This is a genomic window from Trinickia soli (genome assembly GCF_002879855.1).
GTDB classification, from domain to species: Bacteria; Pseudomonadota; Gammaproteobacteria; order Burkholderiales; family Burkholderiaceae; genus Trinickia; species Trinickia soli.
Map to the genome: position 1 here is coordinate 74,083 of NZ_PNYB01000013.1, position 19,204 is coordinate 93,286.

Consider the following 19,204-nt stretch of genomic DNA (forward strand, 5'->3'; position numbering starts at 1 on the left):
GCCCTTTCTCGTGATGGGGAGCGCTGCCGCGCAAGCAGCAGCGCTTGCTACTCAGGCCGCGATATCGGCAAGCTTGACGGCCTTGCGCGTGACCGACGCCGCGGTCGTGACATTGCGCAGATCGGCAAGGAACGCATCGCGCCATGTCGACAGATCGTTCGCGCGCAAACGCGCCATCATGTCGGCATGCCGCGCTTTGCGGTCTTCGAGCGGCATCGACAGCGCCCGCTCGAGCGCTTCTGCCATCTGCGTCAGATCGAACGGATTGACGACCAGCGCTCCAGGCAATTGCTCGGCTGCGCCCGCGAACTGCGACAGCACCAGCACGCCCGGATCTTCAGGGTCCTGCGCGGCAACATACTCTTTCGCTACTAGATTCATCCCATCGCGCAACGGGGTGACGTAGCCCACTTGCGATAGACGGAACAGCGCCATCAGGATGTTGCGCTCGTACTTGCGGTTCAGGTACTGAATCGGCGTCCAGTCAAGCTGCGCGAAACGGCCGTTGATGCGACCCGCCTCGCCTTCGAGCGTTTGCCGAATGCGTTGATAGGTCTGCACGTCGGAGCGCGTCGGCGGAGCGACCTGCACCAGGGACACACGTCCATGCCAATGCGGCGCGCTGAGCAACAACCGCTCGAACGCCTGGAACCGCTCGACAAGCCCCTTCGAGTAGTCGAGACGATCGACGCTCATGATGAGCCTGCGGCCGCGCATCGCCTCGCGCAACGTACCCACCTGCTTGCGGTCGCCGAACTGTTGTGCGGCTTTGGCGATGGCATCGGGATAGATGCCGATCGGATAGGCGCCGACCTTCAGCACGCGCCCGAAGGCGTGGATCATGCCGTCGTCGCTCGCCGTGCCGAACCCGCCGCGTTCGATGTAATCGACGAACGACTGTCGATCGGCCTGGGTTTGGAAGCCGAGCACGTCGTAACTACACATCGCCTTGACGAGTTCCTCGTGCGGCGGCACGGTGCGCAGCATCTCCGGCACGGGAAACGGGATATGCAGGAAGAAGCCGATCGGGTTGTGCACGCCGATATCGCGCAACGCCCGCGCGAACGGCAGAAGGTGGTAGTCGTGTACCCAGATGATGTCGTCGGGTTGGAGCATGGCCTTCAACTGCTTGGCCAACGTTGCGTTCACCCGCAGGTACCCGGCGTACTCCTGGCGATCGTAGCGGGACAGGTCGGTGCGATAGTGAAACGCCGGCCACAAGGTCGCGTTCGAAAACCCTCTGTAGTACTGATCGTAATCGCGCCGTGTGAGACCGACGGTCGCGTACGTGACCTTCCCTTGCGTGTCGATCGACGGGGCCTGCGGCTCACCGACGATTTCTCCGCTCCATCCGAACCAAACGCCTCCCGTTTCCTTCAGGGCGTCCAGCACGCCGATCGCGAGCCCCCCTGCCGCGGGGCGGCCCTCCTGCGTCGGCGCGACGCGGTTTGACACCACGATTAATCTGCTCATTGGCGGCTCCACCTCTTCGGTTGGCATTCTTGCGCGGCGAACCGTCTCGCCGTCGCTGAAATATCGGGTATGCAAGGTGCGTGCCGTGATATACGTCTGAACAAAGCACTTCGGTGCTGCGGGTCGCTATGCACGGCATTCGACAATGTCGAAGTCGCGCCTTCGATGAAATGTCAGCGCGCACGCCCTCATCGACCGAAGCCGATGCCTGGATCCGCAGGCGCCAACCGTGCGCCCGTTCGAGGAACGACGCTCAGGCGTCCTGTTCGGAGCCCAGGTCGCGTTGATAGTCGAGCCCTTCTGCGCGAGCGCCGCCCTGGTTATGCTCGCCGTCGGCGGGCGCGTCGGGCGCGGAGCGATTCTGAGCGGACGGGTCTTGCGACGATGGCGACGACCGGGCGGCAAAAGCGCCGCCGTTCTTCGCTTCGCGCTTGAGCGCATGGCGCGGCGAACGCCGCAACGCGGGATGTCTCATGGAACGGTCTCCAGGAGCTGAGCGAATGGCCGACAAGCAATTAAGTCTAGGATGCCGGGCGACCCTTCGCGCGGTAACAATTGCGTCAGATTTGTAACCGATACACTCGGGTTCTCGTGGAATTCGTCATCGAATTCGTCAGGGGATTGCTCAGCGCATTGGGGGCATATCGGACGGCGTGGGCGGTGGATCGCCGATCGGAGGTTGAGGTGGTTCGGGAGGATCGCGCTCGGGGATCGGCCCCGGAGTGGGCGGCTCCTCCGGCGGCGGTACCGACGGCTCCGGCTCGGGCGTATGCAACTGCAACGGCCCGCTCTGCAATGCTGATGTCACGGCGTACCTCGCTGAGCAACCTGGGTCAGGTGTTCAAGCGAGCAAGTCTTCTGCCAGAAGGAAAGGGTAAGCGCGCCAGCGTAGCTGCACGCCGATAGCACATGACGTGGGGCGGCGACGAGGGGCCGCCCTTTCGAGATCTCCGAGGCGGCGTGCAGCGCGGCGCCGGCCCCTGGCCGACGACCGCGGCACGCGGCACGCACGCTTACTTGCCGGCGGTAGCCTCGCCGGTTTCTCCGGCCGCATCGCTTTCGCTGGCCGATTTCGCATCTTCGCCGTACTCGACGAGACGGTTGTAGAGCGTCTTCAGGCTGATGCCGAGGATCTCGGCCGCACGCGTTTTGACGCCACCGCACTGCTCCAATGTCGCAAGAATGAGTTGGCGATCGGCCGTCGCCAGCGAGGTGCCGAACGGGATCGTCACGGCCGTGCCAGCCGAAGGCTTCGACAGCGAGATTTGCAACGGCACGGCTGCCGTGCTGTCGGCGTCGGGGCCCGCCATGATGAAAGCGCGCTGCACGTAGTTCTTCAATTCGCGCACATTGCCGGGCCACGGATACGACAACATCATGTCGCGTACGGCGGGCGGGAACTGCTTGCGCGTGCCGTGACGCTCGTTGAATTCTTCGAGAAACGCTTGCGCCAGCAGCCACACGTCGTTGCCGCGCTCGCGTAGCGGCGGCAGGCTGATCGGGAACACGTTGAGCCGATGGTAAAGATCGAGGCGCAGCTTGCCTTCGAGCACCGCTTCTTCAGGGTCGCGGTTCGTCGCCGCGATCACGCGGACATCGGTCTCGATCTCTTTGGTCGTGCCCACGCGCATGAACATGCCGGTTTCGAGCACGCGCAGAAACTTGACCTGCAACTCGGCCGGCATCTCGGTGATTTCATCGAGAAAGATCGTGCCGCCGCTGGCCCGTTCGAAATACCCTTTGTGCTGGCGGTCGGCGCCCGTGAACGAGCCACGCTCGTGGCCGAACATTTCCGATTCGATCAGATTCGGCGAAATCGCCCCGCAATTGACGGCGAGGAACGCATGCTTGCGACGCAGGCTCAACTCATGAATCGTCTGCGCCGCGACTTCCTTGCCGGTACCCGACTCGCCGACGAGCAGGACCGACGCGGCGGTGGGCGCCACCCGGCCGATCTGGTCGTAGACCGATTGCATGGCGGGCGAACTGCCGAGCATGAGGCCGAAGCGCCCCATTCGCCGCAATTCGCCACGCAGCGTGCCGATCTGCGCTTTCAGATCCCCGGCGCGCGGCAGGCGATCGAGCACCGCCTTCACGCGCTGCATGTTGATCGGTTTGACGAGGTAGTCAGTGGCGCCCATCTTGAGCGCCGTGACGGCCGACTCCACCGTCGCATGGCCTGTGATCACGATGATTTCGACGCCCGAACGCGGGTCGAGATCTTCGAACAAATCGACGCCGCTGCCGTCGGGCAGTTGCAAGTCCGTGAAGACGACATCGGGCGTCTGTCGCCCGAGCTGAATGCGAGCCTCGCGCAAATCGCCGGCAGTCGCTGTCGTCAAGCCGTCTGCGGCGATGATCGATACGAGGGCTTCGCGGGTTTCGGGGTCGTCGTCGACGATCAGCACATGTGGCATATCGGAGTTAGCTGGATCAGTTTTGTATAAAGGTTGAAGAAGAGGGGCCGACGCCCGGCGCGAACGACCCCTGCCCGGATCGCACGTCGCACCTTATTCTGCCTAGACGCGACGATGGAAGCGAGCGATTCAGCACACTCGGGTGAAACAAGCGCCGCCTGAACGGCGGCGCTTTACGCTGCGGCGCTGGCGCGCGCTGCTGGGTCAGCCATGCCCGTGCGGGAAAATCCACGCGTCGGGCGTGCTGCCTACGTGCCCGAAGGCACCGTGGCCCGCGCCGTTAGGCGCGACATCGCGCCCCTGACCGCCGGCCGACAATTGCGGCGCGGCACCGGGGGCCGCCCCTTGCGCCACGACCGCGCCGCCTTCGCCTTCCCACCGGCTCAGCTCGGCCGCGAGCCGCGCTCGCGATGCACGGTGCTTTTGCGCCCAGCGCCACGCGATCATGCCGCCGACCGCGACCAGCGCGCCAAATATGCCGATTCTGGGACGAGCCATCGTATCCCCCTCGCATTGCCCGGTTCATTGACGAGTGCGGGGCCGAGCAATCGCCCGCGCGCCGCTCGCATCCAGATGGGATCGATCGGACGACGCCAAGTTCCGCTGACCGCCGAGTTCCACATGTCGCATGTTTCGTGCCAGCACCACGCATCGCTCGCCGTTACGTAGGGCCTACGTTGCGTGGTTAAATAGTTGTTTGGGAACCCGCCACGCGCAGCGGCGCCAAAAGGAGAGCATCACTCTCTTTTTTCGGCGCGCGAGCGCTCTATGGACAGCAATCACATGGCCGAGCTAACCGATATCGAAACTGCGCCTGCCTCGCCGGAGCAACGTGCGGCAGCGCGGTTCGCCAAAAACCTCGTACGCGATGCGGCGGGGCTCCAATCGTATGGTCTGCTATACGGTTCTTCGCCGTCGATGATCGAGTTGTATGAGCAAATCGACCGCGTTGCAGCGACGGACGCAACGGTGCTCGTCGTCGGCGAATCGGGCACCGGCAAGGAACTCGTCGCCCGCACGATTCACGATCGCAGTTCGCGCAAGGACGGCCCGTTCGTCGCCGTCAACTGCGGCGCGATTCCCGACAGCCTGCTCGAGGCCGAGCTGTTCGGCCATGAGCGCGGCAGCTTTACCGGCGCCGTGCAAGGCCGTGCAGGCTATTTCGAGCATGCGAACGGCGGCACGCTTTTCCTCGACGAAGTCACCGAGATGATGCCCGTGCGTCAGGTCAAGCTGCTGCGCGCGCTCGAAACCGGCACGTTCTACCGCGTCGGCGGCACCGAGCTCTTGCACAGCGACGTGCGCGTCATCGCAGCGACGAACCGGGATCCACTCGTGGCCGTCAAGGAAAACGGCCTGCGCGAAGACCTGATGTATCGGCTCGCCGTTTTTCCGCTGCGCGCACCGCCTCTACGCGAACGCGAAGGCGATCGCGAGTTGCTCGCGCAGCACTTTCTGGCCGAGCTGAACGCGCAGGAAGGCACGAACAAGGTCTTCAGCAAACGCGCGAGGGAAACGCTGCGCACCTACTCCTGGCCCGGCAACGTACGTGAACTCAAGAACAGCGTCTATCGGGCGTTCATCCTCGCCGAGAAGACTGTCGAGATCGAGCATCCGCGGCTGGCCGCGCGCTCGAAGAAGGCTGTCACGCAAGGCGACGCGATGAGCATATGGGTCGGCACGCCGCTCGCGGAAGCGCAGCGGCAGATCATCCTCGGAACGCTCAAGCACTGCGGCGGCGACAAACGTCGCGCGGCGAAGGCGCTCGGCGTCAGCCTGAAGACGCTGTACAACCGGCTCGGCGCTTACGAGGAAGAAGACGACGGCGCCAGCGCGCCGGAGGCATAACGGCAAACGCGCCGCATCGCGCCCGCCTTCGGCGCGATGCGGCGCATTCATCAGATGGCGCGGGTGGTTCGATCGACGCCCGGCGTACTCAGGCTTAAGACCCGGCTCACGACTCGACGTCTTCGAGGCTGAAGATTTCGGTTTGATCGTTGTACGAAAAGATCTCGCCGTAACGGCCCCAGTTGATGACGGCGTCGAGCGTTTCTTCTGCGGCGCTGTCGGACAGAAAATCCTCGAGCTCCTGCTCGAAGCGCACACGCGGCGCGCGATGGCCGGGACGCTCGTTGAGCACCTTCTTGATTCGCGCGGCCAGCGGCACGTGCCGCAGGAGGTGTTCGGAGAACATCATCTTGCGCTCTTGCGTACCGAACTCGGCGAACACGCGCGCGGGCGGGGTCAGGAAGATATCGCCCTCGCGCACATCGGCGAAACCGAGGTATTGCAGCACTTCGGCGATCGGAAACAGATCATCCACTTCGAGGTGCAACGAACGCGCGATTTCCGGCATGTCGGCACGGCCGTGGTACGGCGGCGCAGCCAGCGTCTCGATCAGACCGGCCATCAGGTTCGTCGACACACTCGGCAACCAGCTGCCGAGTTCAAGGCCCTTCTTGGTAGCCTCGTCGGTGCGGCGAGCCGTCATCTTTGCGTAGATCTCGTCGACGAGCCGCCGGAAGGCCGGATCGAGCCGGTTGCGCGGATGCGCGAACGGCACCTTGATCTCCGCCAGCACGCGCCCGGGATTGGACGCCAACACGAGGATGCGATCGCACATGAACACCGCTTCTTCGATGTTGTGCGTGACGATCAGCACCGACTTGATCGGCATGCGCCGCTGGGTCCACAGATCGAGCAGGTCGGTACGCAGCGTCTCGGCGGTCAGCACGTCGAGTGCGGAAAACGGCTCGTCCATCAGCAACAAGGTCGGATCGACGACGAGCGCGCGCGCAAAGCCCACGCGCTGACGCATACCGCCCGAAAGCTCGCGCGGATACGCGTTTTCGAAACCATCGAGGCCGATCAGGTCGATCGCGGCCAACGCACGCTCGCGTCGCTCGCGCGCGGCCACGCCTTGCGCCTCGAGCCCCGCTTCCACGTTTTGCAACACCGTGAGCCAGGGGAACAGCGCGAACGTCTGAAACACCATCGCCACGCCTTCGGCCGGACCGGAAAGCGGCTCGCCGAGGTAGCGCACTTCGCCGGCGGTCGGTTCGATCAGACCTGCGATGATGCGCAAGAGTGTGGACTTGCCCGAGCCAGAACGACCGAGCAGGCCGACGATTTCGCCTGCACGCAGCGTGAGATTGACGTCGTCGAGCACGAGCAGCTCGCCCTGCGCTTTAGAAAATCCGCGGCGCACGCCTTTGACGTCGAGAACTTCTTCGCCCAGCCGCGGCGCGGCTGGCGCAGCGTTGGCGAACGGGGCGGCGCTTAGGTCAGCTTTGGGGTTTTGCATTGCGCTTCACTCTTGAATTGAGCTTTCGGTAGACGCGCCTGCCCGGCGCGCCTTCAGGCGAGTTCCGATCGATCCCGATCAATCGAGCCGCAGCTTCGCTTCGGCGTACGCATAGAGCGGACGCCACAGCAGGCGGTTGAACAGCGTCACGAACAACGACATCACCGCGATCCCCAATATGATCTTCGGGAAGTCGCCCGCGGCCGTATATTCGGCGATATATGCGCCGAGCCCGTGCGCGGCGACCTTCGTATCGCCCCACTGCACGAATTCGGACACGATGCTCGCGTTCCACGCGCCGCCCGACGCCGTGATGGCCCCTGTCACGTAATACGGAAAAATGCCCGGCAGCATTGCCTGACGCCACCATTGCCAGCCACGGATGCGAAAGTTTGTCGCGGCTTCGCGGTAGTCGTTCGGGTACGCCATCGTGCCGGCAATGACGTTGAACAGGATATACCACTGCGTGCCGAGCACGATCAGCGGGGACAGCCACACATCGGCGTTCAGGTGAAAGCGCACGATGACGATCACGAATACAGGGAACAGCAGGTTCGCCGGAAAGGCGGCCAGAAACTGCGCGATCGGCTGGGCTTTCTCGGCGAGCGCAGGCTTGAGCCCGATCTTCACGCCGACGGGAACCCAGATCAGCGACGAAATCGCGATCAGAATCACGACGCGGGCAAGCGTGATGAACCCGAGCACGAAGACGTGGCCGACTTCCGCCCCTGTCACACCGGTGCGCACGTAGGCGACGACGCGCCAAACCACGTACACCATCGCGACCAGCACGAGCAGCCCCCAGACGATGTCGCCCACGAGCGAGCGCTTCTCCAGGCGGGCAAGCCGCGTGAACGGAGCGGCATCGACGCGCGGCAGGCGCAGCGGCAGGCGCGCGAGCTTGGCGAACAACCAACCCGCCGGCACGAGCAGCAGATGAATCAGCCGGGTGCGGCGCACGAGGTCGAGCAGCCATGATTCGGGCGCGTCGCCGGAGCTCGTCGTTTCCATGCGGAACTTGTCGGCCCAGGCCACCAGCGGGCGGAACATCAGCTGATCGTAAGCGAGAATGACGACCGACATCGCGACGATCACCCAGCCGATGGCCGCCAGGTTCTTCGCCGCAATGGCCTGCGCCAGATACGCGCCGATGCCGGGCAGCGTGATCGTATTGTTGCCTACGGTGATCGCTTCGGAGGCGACGACGAAGAACCAGCCGCCCGACATCGACATCATCATGTTCCAGATCAGGCCGGGCATCGAGAACGGCACTTCGAGCTTCCAAAAGCGTTGCCAGGCCGTCAGGTGAAAACCGCGGGAAACTTCATCGAGATCGCGCGGCACCGTACGCAACGACTGGTAGAAGCTGAACGTCATGTTCCAAGCTTGGCTCGTGAAGATGGCGAAGATCGCCGCGAGTTCCGCGCCGAGGACACGGGCGGGAAAGAGCGCAAGGAAGAACGTGACCGTAAACGAGATGTAGCCCAACACGGGCACCGACTGCAGGATATCGAGGACCGGCACGAGCACCATGCCCGCACGGCGGCTCTTGGCCGCCAGGGTGCCGTAGCCGAGCGTGAACGTGAGCGACGCGACCATGGCCGCCAGCATGCGCAACGTCGTGCGCAGGGCGTACTCGGGCAACATCGCGGGATCGAGCGAGATGACCTGCGTCTTGAGCGTCGAAATGGGCGCCATCGTCTGGTGAAAGCCGATCGCGGCCATGGCGATGGCGCAGATGATGAGCGGGAACGCGACGAAATCCCAACGGTTTGGCGCGAGGCGCCATGCCGACGCATTCGCCGTGCGATTCAGGTTGAAGCCGAATTCCATCAAGCCCCCTTCGCGCCGGGTGGCGAACGGTGAATGGCCGCCACGGGGCCGCCCGTGGCGGCGCTGTGTACGGCCGCTAAACGGGCGCAGCCGGGCGAGTGCGGGACACTGACACGATCCGTGACACGAAATACGAGCATGACGAGCGTAGGGTTGCGGTGATGCGTTGAGCGCGAATCGTTGGGTTGCCGAGCCGTCGATCTTACTGGCGGCCTTCGTCGCCTTTCTTTTTGACGGCACGACACTACTACAACCTGTGTTTCAGGCACAACCGCAATAGCCATAAAATGCCTTCGGGGGCTGGATGGCGCGCCTGGCCGCCGCCCAGCGCGGCGTGTGTGAATGAAATGTGCATGCACGTGGCGTTCTTCCGCCAGGGCCATGCCCTGGCGCGCGCGTGGACGCAAAAATAACCCGAAAGCAAGCCTGCAAACATGAAATTATGCCGTGAAGCCGGTCCGCGGGGAACCCACGCGGCCGGCAAAGGCAGACCGCCGTCCATGCAAAAACGGCGAACAAACGGCACGCCGCCGAGAACGCGTATGATCGGTCTCTCGTGGCGAATGCCCCACCGATCTACCGGGAGATGCCGAATGAAAGGAAATCTGGTCATCGTTTGTCGCGACCAGGACGCGACCGCCTTCGACGAACTCATGGCCGAATACGGCGCGTTTCAAACGAGGCTGTCCTCCACCGCGTGGTACGTGAAGCTCGACAGCGCGCCCGAGGACATCCAGGACGAGATTCTGGCGCGGCTGGGCAAATACACCACGCATTACATCTTCGAAGCGAACAGCGTGACCTACAACACGGTCGACGGCGAGGCCGCCGCCGCGCTCGATTCGCTCTTCGCCGAATGACGGTTCGGTGACGGCCGCATAGCAGCCGAATCGCAGCCGGATAGTAGGAGCGCAACAGCGATCGGCCGCCCCGGGGCGGCCGGCTTTACCAGGCGCTCTCGGAATGCGGCGCTGCGCGCGTCGCGGTCGTGAACGGGAACGTCATGGCCACGCGCAGGCCGCGATCTTGCGCGTTACCGATTTCGCAAACGCCGCCCAGCCGTCGCACGAGCCGCTCGACGATGGCGAGGCCCAGGCCGCTGTGGCCGTTGCCGCCGCGCGCGGGATCGAGCCGCACGAACGGCCGGCTCGCATTGACCAGATCTTGCGGCGAGATGCCGCGACCATGATCGCTGACCGACAGTTCCCAGCCCGTGGTCCTGCGCGCCGTCGCCACGATCACGGGCGGTGCGCCGTACGCATGTGCGTTGTCGAGCAGATTGGAGATAATGCGCTCGAGCGTGGCGGCCGGCAGGCGAAAGTCTGGCCCGGCGGCGAGTTCTGTGCGCACCGCGGGGCTGCCTGGAGCCACCGCGCGATAACTGCGCGCGATGCGCTCGCACTGTTCGTCGACCACGACGGGTTCGCTACGGTCCGTTGCGTCGTGGGCGAATACGAGGAATTGATCGACGATGTGGGCCAGCGAATCGACGTCGCGCACCACGCCATCGCGCAGCTTGGCCTCCTCCATCATCTCGGCACGCAGCCGCAGCCGCGCAAGCGGCGTCTTCAAATCGTGCGCCACACCGGCGAGCATGACCGCGCGATCCTGCTCTGTGCGTGACACTTCCCGCACCATTTGGTTGAAGCCGCGCGTGAGTTCGCGCAACTCGCGGGGACCGCGTTCGGCGAGCGGCGGCACGCTTTGACCGCGGCCGAAACGCACGACCGCGCCGGCAAGCGCAGCCAGCGGTTGCTGCAAGCGCCACGCGACGAACAGCGCACACATCACCGCCACCGAAAAAATGGTGCCGAGCCACGCGAGCATCTTGTCGCGCGGGCGCGGCGGGTGCAGCGCCAGCATCGGCACGACGATCCAATCACGGTCGGCCGCCTCGTGAACCCAGAGGATCGGCGGACGCCCCGGCGCACCGACGCGCACGAGCGAGCCCGGCGGCAAGCGCTCGCGCACATCCTCGACGAAACGTTTCAGCGCGGGCGGTAGCTCCTGATCGGCCGCAGGCACTTCGGGGCTGGCCGGATCGACGAGCCGCACACGCGAGGGCAGCGGCACCGACGGCGTGCGGGCCACGTGCTGCCGCACGGCGTCGATCAGAAAGGCGGCTTCCTCGACCGCGTACCGCGCCTGCGACTGGCTGCGCTCGACGCGTATCAGCACGAACCAGGCGAAGTGCGAGATCAGCAGGACAGCGACGACAAGTAGCGCAAGCCTACCGAACAGCGAATCAATTGGGCGCCGCATCGGAGTCGCCGTTGGGGACGAAGACGTAACCGCGGCCTCGCACGGTTTGGATGAACCGGGGGGCCGACGGGTCCGTTTCGAGGATGCGCCGCAGACGCCAGACCTGCACATCGATACCGCGGTCGGTTCCGTCGTATTCCGGCCCGTGCAGAAGTTCGAGCAGCCGCTCGCGCGTGAGCGTGCGCATCGGGTGATTGACAAAAATCTTCAGGAGCGCGAACTCGCTACCCGACAAGGTCAGCGGCCGGCCTTCCTGGTTCAGCGTACGCGACTGGAAGTCGAGCTGGAAACGGCCGAACGCAAAGGGCTCGCGCTGCTCGGGCGCCGCCGACGGAATCGTGCGGCGCCGGCGCAGTACGGCTTGCACGCGTGCGAGCAGTTCGCGCGGATTGAACGGCTTGCCCAGGTAATCGTCGGCGCCCAACTCGAGGCCGACGATGCGGTCGACGTCGTCGGCGCGCGCCGTGAGCATGATGACCGGGATGTCGTCGCCCGTCGCGCGCAGCTTGCGCAGGGCCGTGAGCCCATCGACGCCCGGCATCATGAGGTCGAGCACGATGAGATCGGGCCGCTCGCGTTCGAGCCGGCGTTCCAGCGAGGCGGCATCGTGCAGCACCGACACCTCGATGCCTTGACGGACGAGATAGTCGCGCAGGAGGTCGCGCAGTTCGGCGTCGTCGTCGACGACCAGGATTTGTGTAGCCATGGAGCGAAGTTTAACGCCTGCCGCCGGCGAGACGATGCCCAGGGTTGCCCGAAGGGTTACCAGACGTTACGGCGAAAGCAATCCGTAATGCGCCGTAATTGCGCGCACCGGGCGCGTAACACGGCCGATCGGCACGGCGACTACCTTGGTCGAACCGACAAAGAGCGCATCCACGCCGCTCACCGTCGATTTCGAACCACGGAGTCAATTCGATGAATGCCCTCTCTCCCACCACTCGCAGCCCTTTACGCTTCGTCACGGCAGCCGCTGCGGCGCTGGCCCTCTCGCTGGGCGCCTACGCGGCCGGCACGCAGAGCGGGCCAGGCCCGGACGCCGGCCCCGCCGCGGGTTGGCATCACCATGGCGGCTTCATGATGGAAAAGCAGCTTGCCGATCTGCACACGCGCCTGAAGCTCACGCGCGACCAGGACAAACTCTGGCAAAGCGCCCTCGATACGATGAAACGCGACCGTGCCGCCGCGCGGGTCGACCGCGAGAAAATCCAAGCGCAGCTCAAAACGATGATGCAGCAGCCGATCCTCGACATGAACGCGCTGCACGCGGCCCATATGCAGACCCAGCAAGACGGCGCGCGCCTGCGCGAGGAGACGGCGACGGCTTGGCTGGCCGCCTACAACGCGCTCGACGACCAACAAAAGACGATGGTCAGCGATATGTTCAAGCAACGTTTCTCGAGGATGGAATCGATACGGGAACATATGCACAAGCGCTGGGAGCAGCGGCAGGGCGCTGCGTCGGAGGCTGCGCCGGCGAATCAATAACCGCCTGCGCCTAAGCCGGATGATCGCCTCGCCCGCATGGGCGGGGCGCGCCAGGCACCACAGACGCCGCGCGCCTCTCGGCCGCGGCGTTCGTCGTTTACGTCTTTTACGTCGGCGATGTGGCTGGTGACCGGATGACTGTGTGACCGTGTGGCGCTTGATGCCCGCTGCAGGGGCGTGCGGTACGCGCTCAAGGCACGCGCGGCGTAGCAGGTTCGCCCCTGGAACCGCCCCGCCCGCGCACGGTTCCGGCACGGCCGATCGCACCGGCCGGTGGCACTCCTCGGGTTCACCGCACTGGCACCGACCGCGCGTTCGGTTAAAATACCGCGCTTTTTGCCCTCGGACGGCCTCGACCGGGCGCGGGCAACCGGTAAGACGGCGCCGCCCGGGCGCGACGAGAGGGATGTGGCCCGTGAGTTGACGGCCCCGCCCGCTTCTGTTGCGCTCGCAGCCAGCCGCAGGCGGATTCGCCGGCGGCGGGTTCACTGACATCAGGGCACGCTTTTTTTGTCCGCCTAGAATTTCGCGGCGCGCACCATGCGCGCGCCGTCAAGGACCGCACTTCCTACCATGCTTCTACAAGGCTACGGCCCGCTGATCCTCGCCGGCACCTGGCAGACCGTCAAGCTGTCGCTGCTCTCGCTTGCGCTCGCCTTCGTGCTGGGCCTCATCGGCGCAGCGGCGAAACTCTCGAAGAACGGACTGGCGCGCGGCGCCGGCACGGTCTACACGACGCTCGTGCGCGGCGTGCCCGACCTCGTGCTGATGCTGCTGCTGTTTTACAGCATCCAGATCTGGCTGAACAATTTCACCGACTTCGTCGGCTGGGACGAGATCGATATCGACCCGTTCATCGCCGGCGTCATCGTGCTGGGCTTCATCTACGGGGCCTACTTCACGGAAACATTCCGCGGCGCGTTTCTTTCGGTGCCGCGCGGGCAGCTCGAAGCGGGCGCGGCGTACGGCATGACAAGCTGGCAGACGTTCTCGCGCATCATGTTTCCGCAGATGATGCGTTTCGCGCTGCCCGGCATCGGCAACAACTGGCAGGTGATGGTCAAGGCGACCGCGCTGGTGTCGATCATCGGGCTGGCCGATGTCGTCAAGGCGACGCAAGACGCCGGGAAAGGCACGTTGCGGTTTTTCTTCTTCACGCTGATCGCGGGTGCGATCTATCTCGCGATCACGACGATATCGAATCTCGTGCTGTTGTGGCTCGAGAAGCGTTACTCGATCGGCGTACGCAAGGCCGAGCTATAAGGTCTGTCACACAACACCATGATCGAGCTGATTCACGACTACTGGCGCAACTACCTGTTCACCGACGGCTATCGCATCACGGGCCTCGCCATCACGATGTGGCTGCTCGTCGTCTCGATCGGCATCGGCTTTTGTTTGTCGGTGCCGCTGGCGGTGGCGCGCGTCTCGCGCAATAAGGTGCTGTCGAGCGCTGTTTGGCTGTACACGTACATCTTTCGCGGCACGCCGCTTTATGTGCAGCTGCTGCTTTGCTATACGGGGCTTTACAGCCTTGAAGTCGTACGCAACCATGAATTGCTGAACGCGTTCTTTCGCGACGGCATGAACTGCACGCTTCTGGCGTTCACGCTGAACACATGTGCCTATACGACGGAGATCTTCGCCGGCTCGATCAAGGCGACGGCCTACGGCGAGATCGAAGCGGCGCGCGCGTACGGCATGTCGACGTTCACGCTTTATCGGCGCGTGATTCTGCCTTCGGCATTGCGGCGTGCGTTGCCGCTTTACAGTAACGAAGTGATTCTGATGTTGCATGCGACGACGGTCGCATTCACGGCCACCGTGCCCGATATTCTGAAGATCGCGCGCGACGCGAATTCGGCCACCTATATGTCGTTCCAGGCGTTCGGTATCGCGGCGCTGCTCTATCTGGGCATCTCGTTCGCGCTCGTCGCGCTGTTTCGCCGCGCCGAAAGGCGCTGGCTCGCCTATCTGCGCCCGCAAGGCAAGTAACTCATGCATAAGCTTTTCATCGACGATCTGCACAAGCACTACGGCAACAACGAAGTCCTCAAGGGCGTCTCCCTCAAAGCGAATGCCGGTGATGTGATCAGCGTCATCGGCTCATCGGGCTCAGGCAAGAGCACGATGCTTCGCTGCATCAACTTCCTCGAACAGCCTAGCGCTGGGCGGATTTACGTCGATGGGGAAGAGGTGCGGACGAACAAGGATAAGACCGGTGCGCTACGCGTGTCCGATCAGAAACAGTTGCAGCGCATTCGCACCAAGCTGTCGATGGTGTTTCAACACTTCAATCTGTGGGCGCATATGGATGTGCTCGAGAATGTGATCGAAGCGCCGATGCATGTGTTGGGGCTCGCGCGGCGCGAAGCCGAAGAGCGTGGGCGGATGTATCTGGAGAAGGTCGGGCTCGCGCCGCGGCTTGAGAAGCAGTATCCGTCGCACTTGTCCGGTGGGCAGCAGCAGCGCGTGGCGATCGCGCGGGCGTTGGCGATGAACCCCGATGTGATGTTGTTCGATGAGCCTACTTCGGCGCTGGATCCCGAACTGGTGGGCGAAGTGCTGAAGGTGATGCAGAAGTTGGCCGAGGAAGGCCGTACGATGATTGTCGTGACGCACGAGATGGGTTTCGCGCGCAACGTTTCGAATCACGTGATGTTTTTGCATCAGGGGCGCGTCGAGGAAGAAGGCAAGCCTGATGAGGTTTTTGCCAATACGAAGAGCGAGCGGCTGAAGCAGTTTTTGGCGGGGAGTTTGAAGTAGGGCGCGACAGTCACTGCGAGTGACCGCGTCCGCGGTTGGCGGGGTCCCTTGTTGCCGGCTATAGTTTGTCAATTCCGGCTCATGTTGAGATCCGCGGCCTTTAGCGAAACATTTTCGCAAAATAATTTAAATACGTTTTCAACGAGTTTGCGAGGAAACGCTTCACTCTTCATCATGTCTTTCAACGAGACATCGTTGAACTGTTGCATTCCGCTGTTGCCGGTCGAAACGTAAGAGGCGACCGGTTGATCACAGTAAATTTTGACAACCCCTGTAAATCCACCCTCTTTTCCATCCTCGAACAGCGCTAAAATCATCTCTTCAGGCTTCTGATTGGTCATGTCGATTCGTTCCACTCGAAGTGGGTAGACAGTCCAATCGGTCGTGTAAACGCCACCATCGTCAATGTGCAAGACTGCGACTGCTTTATGGAACGGCGGCGCGCTGAAAGCGTGGCACGGAATCAATGCCAGGACACACGTGATTGTTGCAAAGGCGCGCCGAAATGCTCTCATGGTTTATCGTCACAAAGAATGGCGAGATAAATTAAACACCCCCAACCGCATCGACGTCTGACGCATAAGCGGCGCAATTCATCCCCAAGTAAATACTCAACGTCAGAAGCATGTGAAATGCTGATTTCATCATTTTCTCTTAATTTTTTTCACTTCGCTTATCAAATCAATGAGCCGCTAGCGTCACAATCTGTGCCGCAGACGGCTTCCAAAGCGAATTGCAAGGTCACTTATGACGTTGGCCTCCGGTCCTTGGGCAACAAAATGCGTGGCGGCGAGGACCAGTGGGTCACCGCAGCCTCCACGTGACCGTCCGGATAAAAATGAATCTCGAAATTTCGAGGATCGCTGGGGTAAGGTGGATTAACCGTTACCCACGCCGCTTTTTTTACTGCCGCTGCGATCGTATGCCCATTCACATCATCTACCCGATCGAACATCCAGGCGACACGAAGGCGAACCGGCCTTTTGTTATTTGGATCAAGCATTACGCAGCAAGCATCTTTCCCCCCGCCTGCAGTGGGCGTGCTGAGTAGCACGTCTCCACCCCAAGCACTATTACCGCTTTCATCTGTAACTGTGAGATCGACAATGAACCGGTTCGTGTAGTTATAACCCTCGATGGACAGCCCGATTGGCTTGGCTCGCGAGCATCCAATCAGCGCAGTCATCAAAGAGGCAACAAAAACAATACGAATAGGTGTTCTCACAGCGAGGCCAGACATCAAATACAATTCTCATTGGGCGGTCGCACACAAGGTTGGACTCCAGTTCGTGCTCCGACGCGCAGGGGGTGTCAGAATTTTTGTGTTGCCGGTTACCTCAATGGTCGTCGATCGGCCTTCGTCACCCTAAAGGTTTGTGTCCGACGCGGCGAAAACCGCCTCCTTCGGGCCAAAGAAGAGCGTGCGCGGTCGTAAATATTTGACCGTGCCGGCTCTATTCTCGTCCTCGACCTCTGCACAGTATTTCGCCGCGATCACGTTGAAGTAGCGACCGCAGGTTTGCGCAGCGCCGACTTGATTTAACGCGACTGCCGCTGCGTCCGTTGCATGATTCCACGCGGCCTGGCTGTCGTGAATGTAATTGTCGAAGAACGCAGCGACTGCCTGAGGCAAAGGACGTGGATCGTTCCATGCCTCCCAGACGGCTTTCTCCCAGACCGATGCGCGGCCGCCCGCCACGATGCGGTCAAGTGCGCGCGCTTCGCCTTGCAGGGTGCGGTCGGATTCCTCCGCTTGCGCGGTGTCGGTTCCGAACTGGTTGTTCGTTGATATTGCTTTGCCGAGTGCAGCCTCTTGCGTAGCGTTGCTCCTCAGCTGCGCGGATTGGTTTTTGGTAAGGATGCCGCCCTGAGCTTTGAACAAGAGGAATCGCGTATCGTCGTCCCGTAGCAACCTCAATCGCTGGAACAGCGATTTGTTTTCCTGCTTCGCCTGCTGCGAGAGCGTTTCGAGTCGCTGGGGGATGGGCGCGTTTTCGTCATTCAAGCGAAGTTTGCGCCAACGCCAATAGAGTTTCAGATGGCCGAAGGCCTGCTCTTCGAGGGATTCGCCGCTGGTTTCCAGGGCAGTCATGTAGGCGCGGAAGGCCACGGGCAGGTCATCGGAAACCGTGAATTGCTTTTGGACATGTGGCTGCCACCTCTCTGCTGGATTGAGCGGCACCCCCGCCATATACGCCTGCCGATACATCATGTGCAGGGGCAGCCTTGCATACGCGTTAGACCGCCCCTGTTCGTTTACCGCATAACCGCCTCCAACGTCGGAATGGACTCCCGGGTATACGTACTCAACAGTATTCGTCGGATACCGACCATCACGCCGCACCGAATCAAGTGGGAACGCAAATCTGAGTTCATGCCCGGCGACCATATGTACGCACCGTTCAACCATTGGCGGTATGCCAAGCTCCTTGGCGTACGTATTGTGATCGCGGGGCAATCCGACCGACGCCACAGTATCGAAAATTCCAACAAAGTAGATGCGGAACCGGGCACCATCGCGTACCCAATGTGCCCCTTGCCGCTTAGACTGGTTAGCGAGCCGGTTGACAAACGAGCGCGCCAAAGTAGCACCGCGAGAGAAGCCGAACACCGCCACATGCACCGTGTCGATCTTGAAACCGCGCGACTTCTGGGTGTTGACAGCGATTCCGAGACGCTTTTCGGCAAAGTCGATCCGCTCCATTCCCATGAAGCCTGTGGCTGCTCCTTGGACACCACCTCCATCCCCTATTTCGGGGAACTTCGTCCCGACTCCTTGCAGGTATTGCGCATATATTCCTTTTGAATCGTCTTGCGACTCATGCGCCAAGAACAACCTCGCGACATTGGTATAAGCCTGCTGTTCCGGCGGACGCGAATCCTCGTCGTACATGCTGTTGCTGGTCCCGTCAAAGAAGGCGGTGAACCATACGTCGGCGATACAGGATGCTGTTGTATGAGGGCGGTCGATCGCGGCCGACGCCATTTGTGCTGCTCGCCGCACCACGTTTGTCGGGGACGGTCTGGCGATCAGTTCCGCATCAGGAAGAAGCGCGGCATCACTCATGGTGTCGGCCTCCGTCCTTCCGGCAGCAAAATGCGAGGCGGCGACGACCAGTGCGTCACAACAGCTTCTACGTGACCATCGGGATAAAAATGTACTTCGAGATTTTGAGGATCACTGGGAAAGGGAGGATCTACTGTCACCCATGCCTGCCTCTTCATTTCAGGCGCAATTACATGTCCCATCGCATCGTCTACCTCGTCCAACGTCCAGTCGACGCGCAGTCGAACGGGCCGACTGACATTCGGATCAAGCATTACACAGCAGGTGGACTTACCCCCCCCAGCCGTCGGTGTGCTCAGTTCGACGTTCCCGCCCCATGCCCCGTTTCCGCTTTCGTCCGTCACCGTGAAACTCGCGACGTACCGGTTCGTGTAGTTGTACCCTTCCACGGCGAGTCCAATCGGCTTCGCACGCGAGCATCCATTAAGTGCACACAGCAACGCTGACGCGAGCGCAATTCGGTCTAAGGTTCGCATAACGAATTTATGTTGCCAGCGGAATTGATTGTTTATCGATGTTGTTAGCGTCATTCACCAACGTCAGCGCCCAATAACGGCACAGCCACGGCACCCGACGCCAAACGAACCGCAGTTC

At 62.3% G+C, this 19,204-nt stretch carries 18 protein-coding genes; 6 read left to right on the plus strand and 12 right to left on the minus strand.

Annotated elements, in window-relative coordinates; genetic code table 11:
• Nucleotides 1-51: 51 nt before the first annotated feature.
• From otsA to C0Z19_RS16390, 4 genes are all read right to left on the minus strand, one after another.
• Nucleotides 52-1,473: an alpha,alpha-trehalose-phosphate synthase (UDP-forming) gene (otsA, locus tag C0Z19_RS16370; RefSeq protein WP_102610961.1), complete on the minus strand. Its 1,422-nt coding sequence runs from the start codon at nucleotides 1,471-1,473 to the stop codon at nucleotides 52-54.
• 253 nt (nucleotides 1,474-1,726) lie between these two features.
• A complete protein-coding gene (locus C0Z19_RS16375; protein WP_102610890.1) occupies nucleotides 1,727-1,948 on the minus strand; it encodes a hypothetical protein in 222 nt (73 codons plus the stop codon).
• Nucleotides 1,949-2,486: 538 nt separating this feature from the next.
• Nucleotides 2,487-3,890, minus strand: a complete 1,404-nt coding sequence (locus C0Z19_RS16385) for a sigma-54-dependent transcriptional regulator (RefSeq protein ID WP_102610892.1) — start codon at nucleotides 3,888-3,890, stop codon at nucleotides 2,487-2,489.
• A 204-nt stretch (nucleotides 3,891-4,094) separates the two neighbouring features.
• Nucleotides 4,095-4,388: a hypothetical protein gene (locus C0Z19_RS16390; protein ID WP_102610893.1), complete on the minus strand. Its 294-nt coding sequence runs from the start codon at nucleotides 4,386-4,388 to the stop codon at nucleotides 4,095-4,097.
• Nucleotides 4,389-4,658: 270 nt separating this feature from the next.
• Here C0Z19_RS16390 and C0Z19_RS16395 point away from each other — a divergent pair, with 270 nt between their 5' ends.
• Complete coding sequence (locus C0Z19_RS16395) at nucleotides 4,659-5,738, plus strand: sigma-54 interaction domain-containing protein (RefSeq protein ID WP_425330270.1); 1,080 nt, start codon at nucleotides 4,659-4,661, stop codon at nucleotides 5,736-5,738.
• A 106-nt stretch (nucleotides 5,739-5,844) separates the two neighbouring features.
• On the opposite strand, the gene C0Z19_RS16400 is transcribed toward C0Z19_RS16395, so the two are convergent.
• Both C0Z19_RS16400 and C0Z19_RS16405 read right to left on the minus strand, forming a co-directional pair.
• Nucleotides 5,845-7,194, minus strand: a complete 1,350-nt coding sequence (locus tag C0Z19_RS16400; protein WP_102610894.1) for an ABC transporter ATP-binding protein — start codon at nucleotides 7,192-7,194, stop codon at nucleotides 5,845-5,847.
• A 78-nt stretch (nucleotides 7,195-7,272) separates the two neighbouring features.
• Entirely contained in the window at nucleotides 7,273-9,027 is a 1,755-nt protein-coding gene (locus tag C0Z19_RS16405; RefSeq protein ID WP_102610895.1) for an ABC transporter permease, read from the minus strand.
• Nucleotides 9,028-9,620: 593 nt separating this feature from the next.
• Here C0Z19_RS16405 and C0Z19_RS16410 point away from each other — a divergent pair.
• Nucleotides 9,621-9,887 (plus strand): hypothetical protein, encoded by a 267-nt coding sequence (locus tag C0Z19_RS16410; RefSeq protein ID WP_102610896.1) that lies wholly within the window; start codon nucleotides 9,621-9,623, stop codon nucleotides 9,885-9,887.
• A gap of 85 nt (nucleotides 9,888-9,972) precedes the next feature.
• Here C0Z19_RS16410 and C0Z19_RS16415 read toward each other — a convergent pair whose 3' ends face one another.
• A complete protein-coding gene (locus C0Z19_RS16415) occupies nucleotides 9,973-11,289 on the minus strand; it encodes an ATP-binding protein (protein ID WP_102610897.1) in 1,317 nt (438 codons plus the stop codon).
• Nucleotides 11,273-11,995, minus strand: coding sequence for a response regulator (locus C0Z19_RS16420; RefSeq protein WP_102610898.1), 723 nt, complete (start codon nucleotides 11,993-11,995; stop codon nucleotides 11,273-11,275). Before C0Z19_RS16420 ends, C0Z19_RS16415 begins: the two co-directional genes overlap by 17 nt.
• A gap of 212 nt (nucleotides 11,996-12,207) precedes the next feature.
• On the opposite strand from C0Z19_RS16420, the gene C0Z19_RS16425 reads away from it, so the two are divergent.
• The 4 genes from C0Z19_RS16425 to C0Z19_RS16440 all read left to right on the plus strand — a co-directional run bounded on the left by C0Z19_RS16425 (nucleotide 12,208) and on the right by C0Z19_RS16440 (nucleotide 15,543).
• Nucleotides 12,208-12,777: a periplasmic heavy metal sensor gene (locus C0Z19_RS16425; RefSeq protein WP_102610899.1), complete on the plus strand. Its 570-nt coding sequence runs from the start codon at nucleotides 12,208-12,210 to the stop codon at nucleotides 12,775-12,777.
• A gap of 573 nt (nucleotides 12,778-13,350) precedes the next feature.
• Entirely contained in the window at nucleotides 13,351-14,040 is a 690-nt protein-coding gene (locus C0Z19_RS16430) for an ABC transporter permease (RefSeq protein ID WP_102610900.1), read from the plus strand.
• Nucleotides 14,041-14,058: 18 nt separating this feature from the next.
• A complete protein-coding gene (locus tag C0Z19_RS16435) occupies nucleotides 14,059-14,772 on the plus strand; it encodes an ABC transporter permease (protein ID WP_102610901.1) in 714 nt (237 codons plus the stop codon).
• Nucleotides 14,773-14,775: 3 nt separating this feature from the next.
• A complete protein-coding gene (locus C0Z19_RS16440) occupies nucleotides 14,776-15,543 on the plus strand; it encodes an ABC transporter ATP-binding protein (RefSeq protein ID WP_102610902.1) in 768 nt (255 codons plus the stop codon).
• A gap of 68 nt (nucleotides 15,544-15,611) precedes the next feature.
• Here C0Z19_RS16440 and C0Z19_RS16445 read toward each other — a convergent pair whose 3' ends face one another.
• From C0Z19_RS16445 to C0Z19_RS29075, 4 genes are all read right to left on the minus strand, one after another.
• Nucleotides 15,612-15,884 (minus strand): hypothetical protein, encoded by a 273-nt coding sequence (locus C0Z19_RS16445; protein ID WP_102610903.1) that lies wholly within the window; start codon nucleotides 15,882-15,884, stop codon nucleotides 15,612-15,614.
• A gap of 404 nt (nucleotides 15,885-16,288) precedes the next feature.
• A complete protein-coding gene (locus C0Z19_RS16450; RefSeq protein WP_102610904.1) occupies nucleotides 16,289-16,783 on the minus strand; it encodes a DUF3304 domain-containing protein in 495 nt (164 codons plus the stop codon).
• A gap of 126 nt (nucleotides 16,784-16,909) precedes the next feature.
• Nucleotides 16,910-18,610: a phospholipase effector Tle1 domain-containing protein gene (locus C0Z19_RS16455; RefSeq protein WP_102610905.1), complete on the minus strand. Its 1,701-nt coding sequence runs from the start codon at nucleotides 18,608-18,610 to the stop codon at nucleotides 16,910-16,912.
• Complete coding sequence (locus C0Z19_RS29075) at nucleotides 18,607-19,140, minus strand: DUF3304 domain-containing protein (protein ID WP_102610906.1); 534 nt, start codon at nucleotides 19,138-19,140, stop codon at nucleotides 18,607-18,609. The genes C0Z19_RS16455 and C0Z19_RS29075 overlap by 4 nt, the downstream gene beginning before the upstream one ends.
• Between the last annotated feature and the right edge of the window lie 64 nt (nucleotides 19,141-19,204).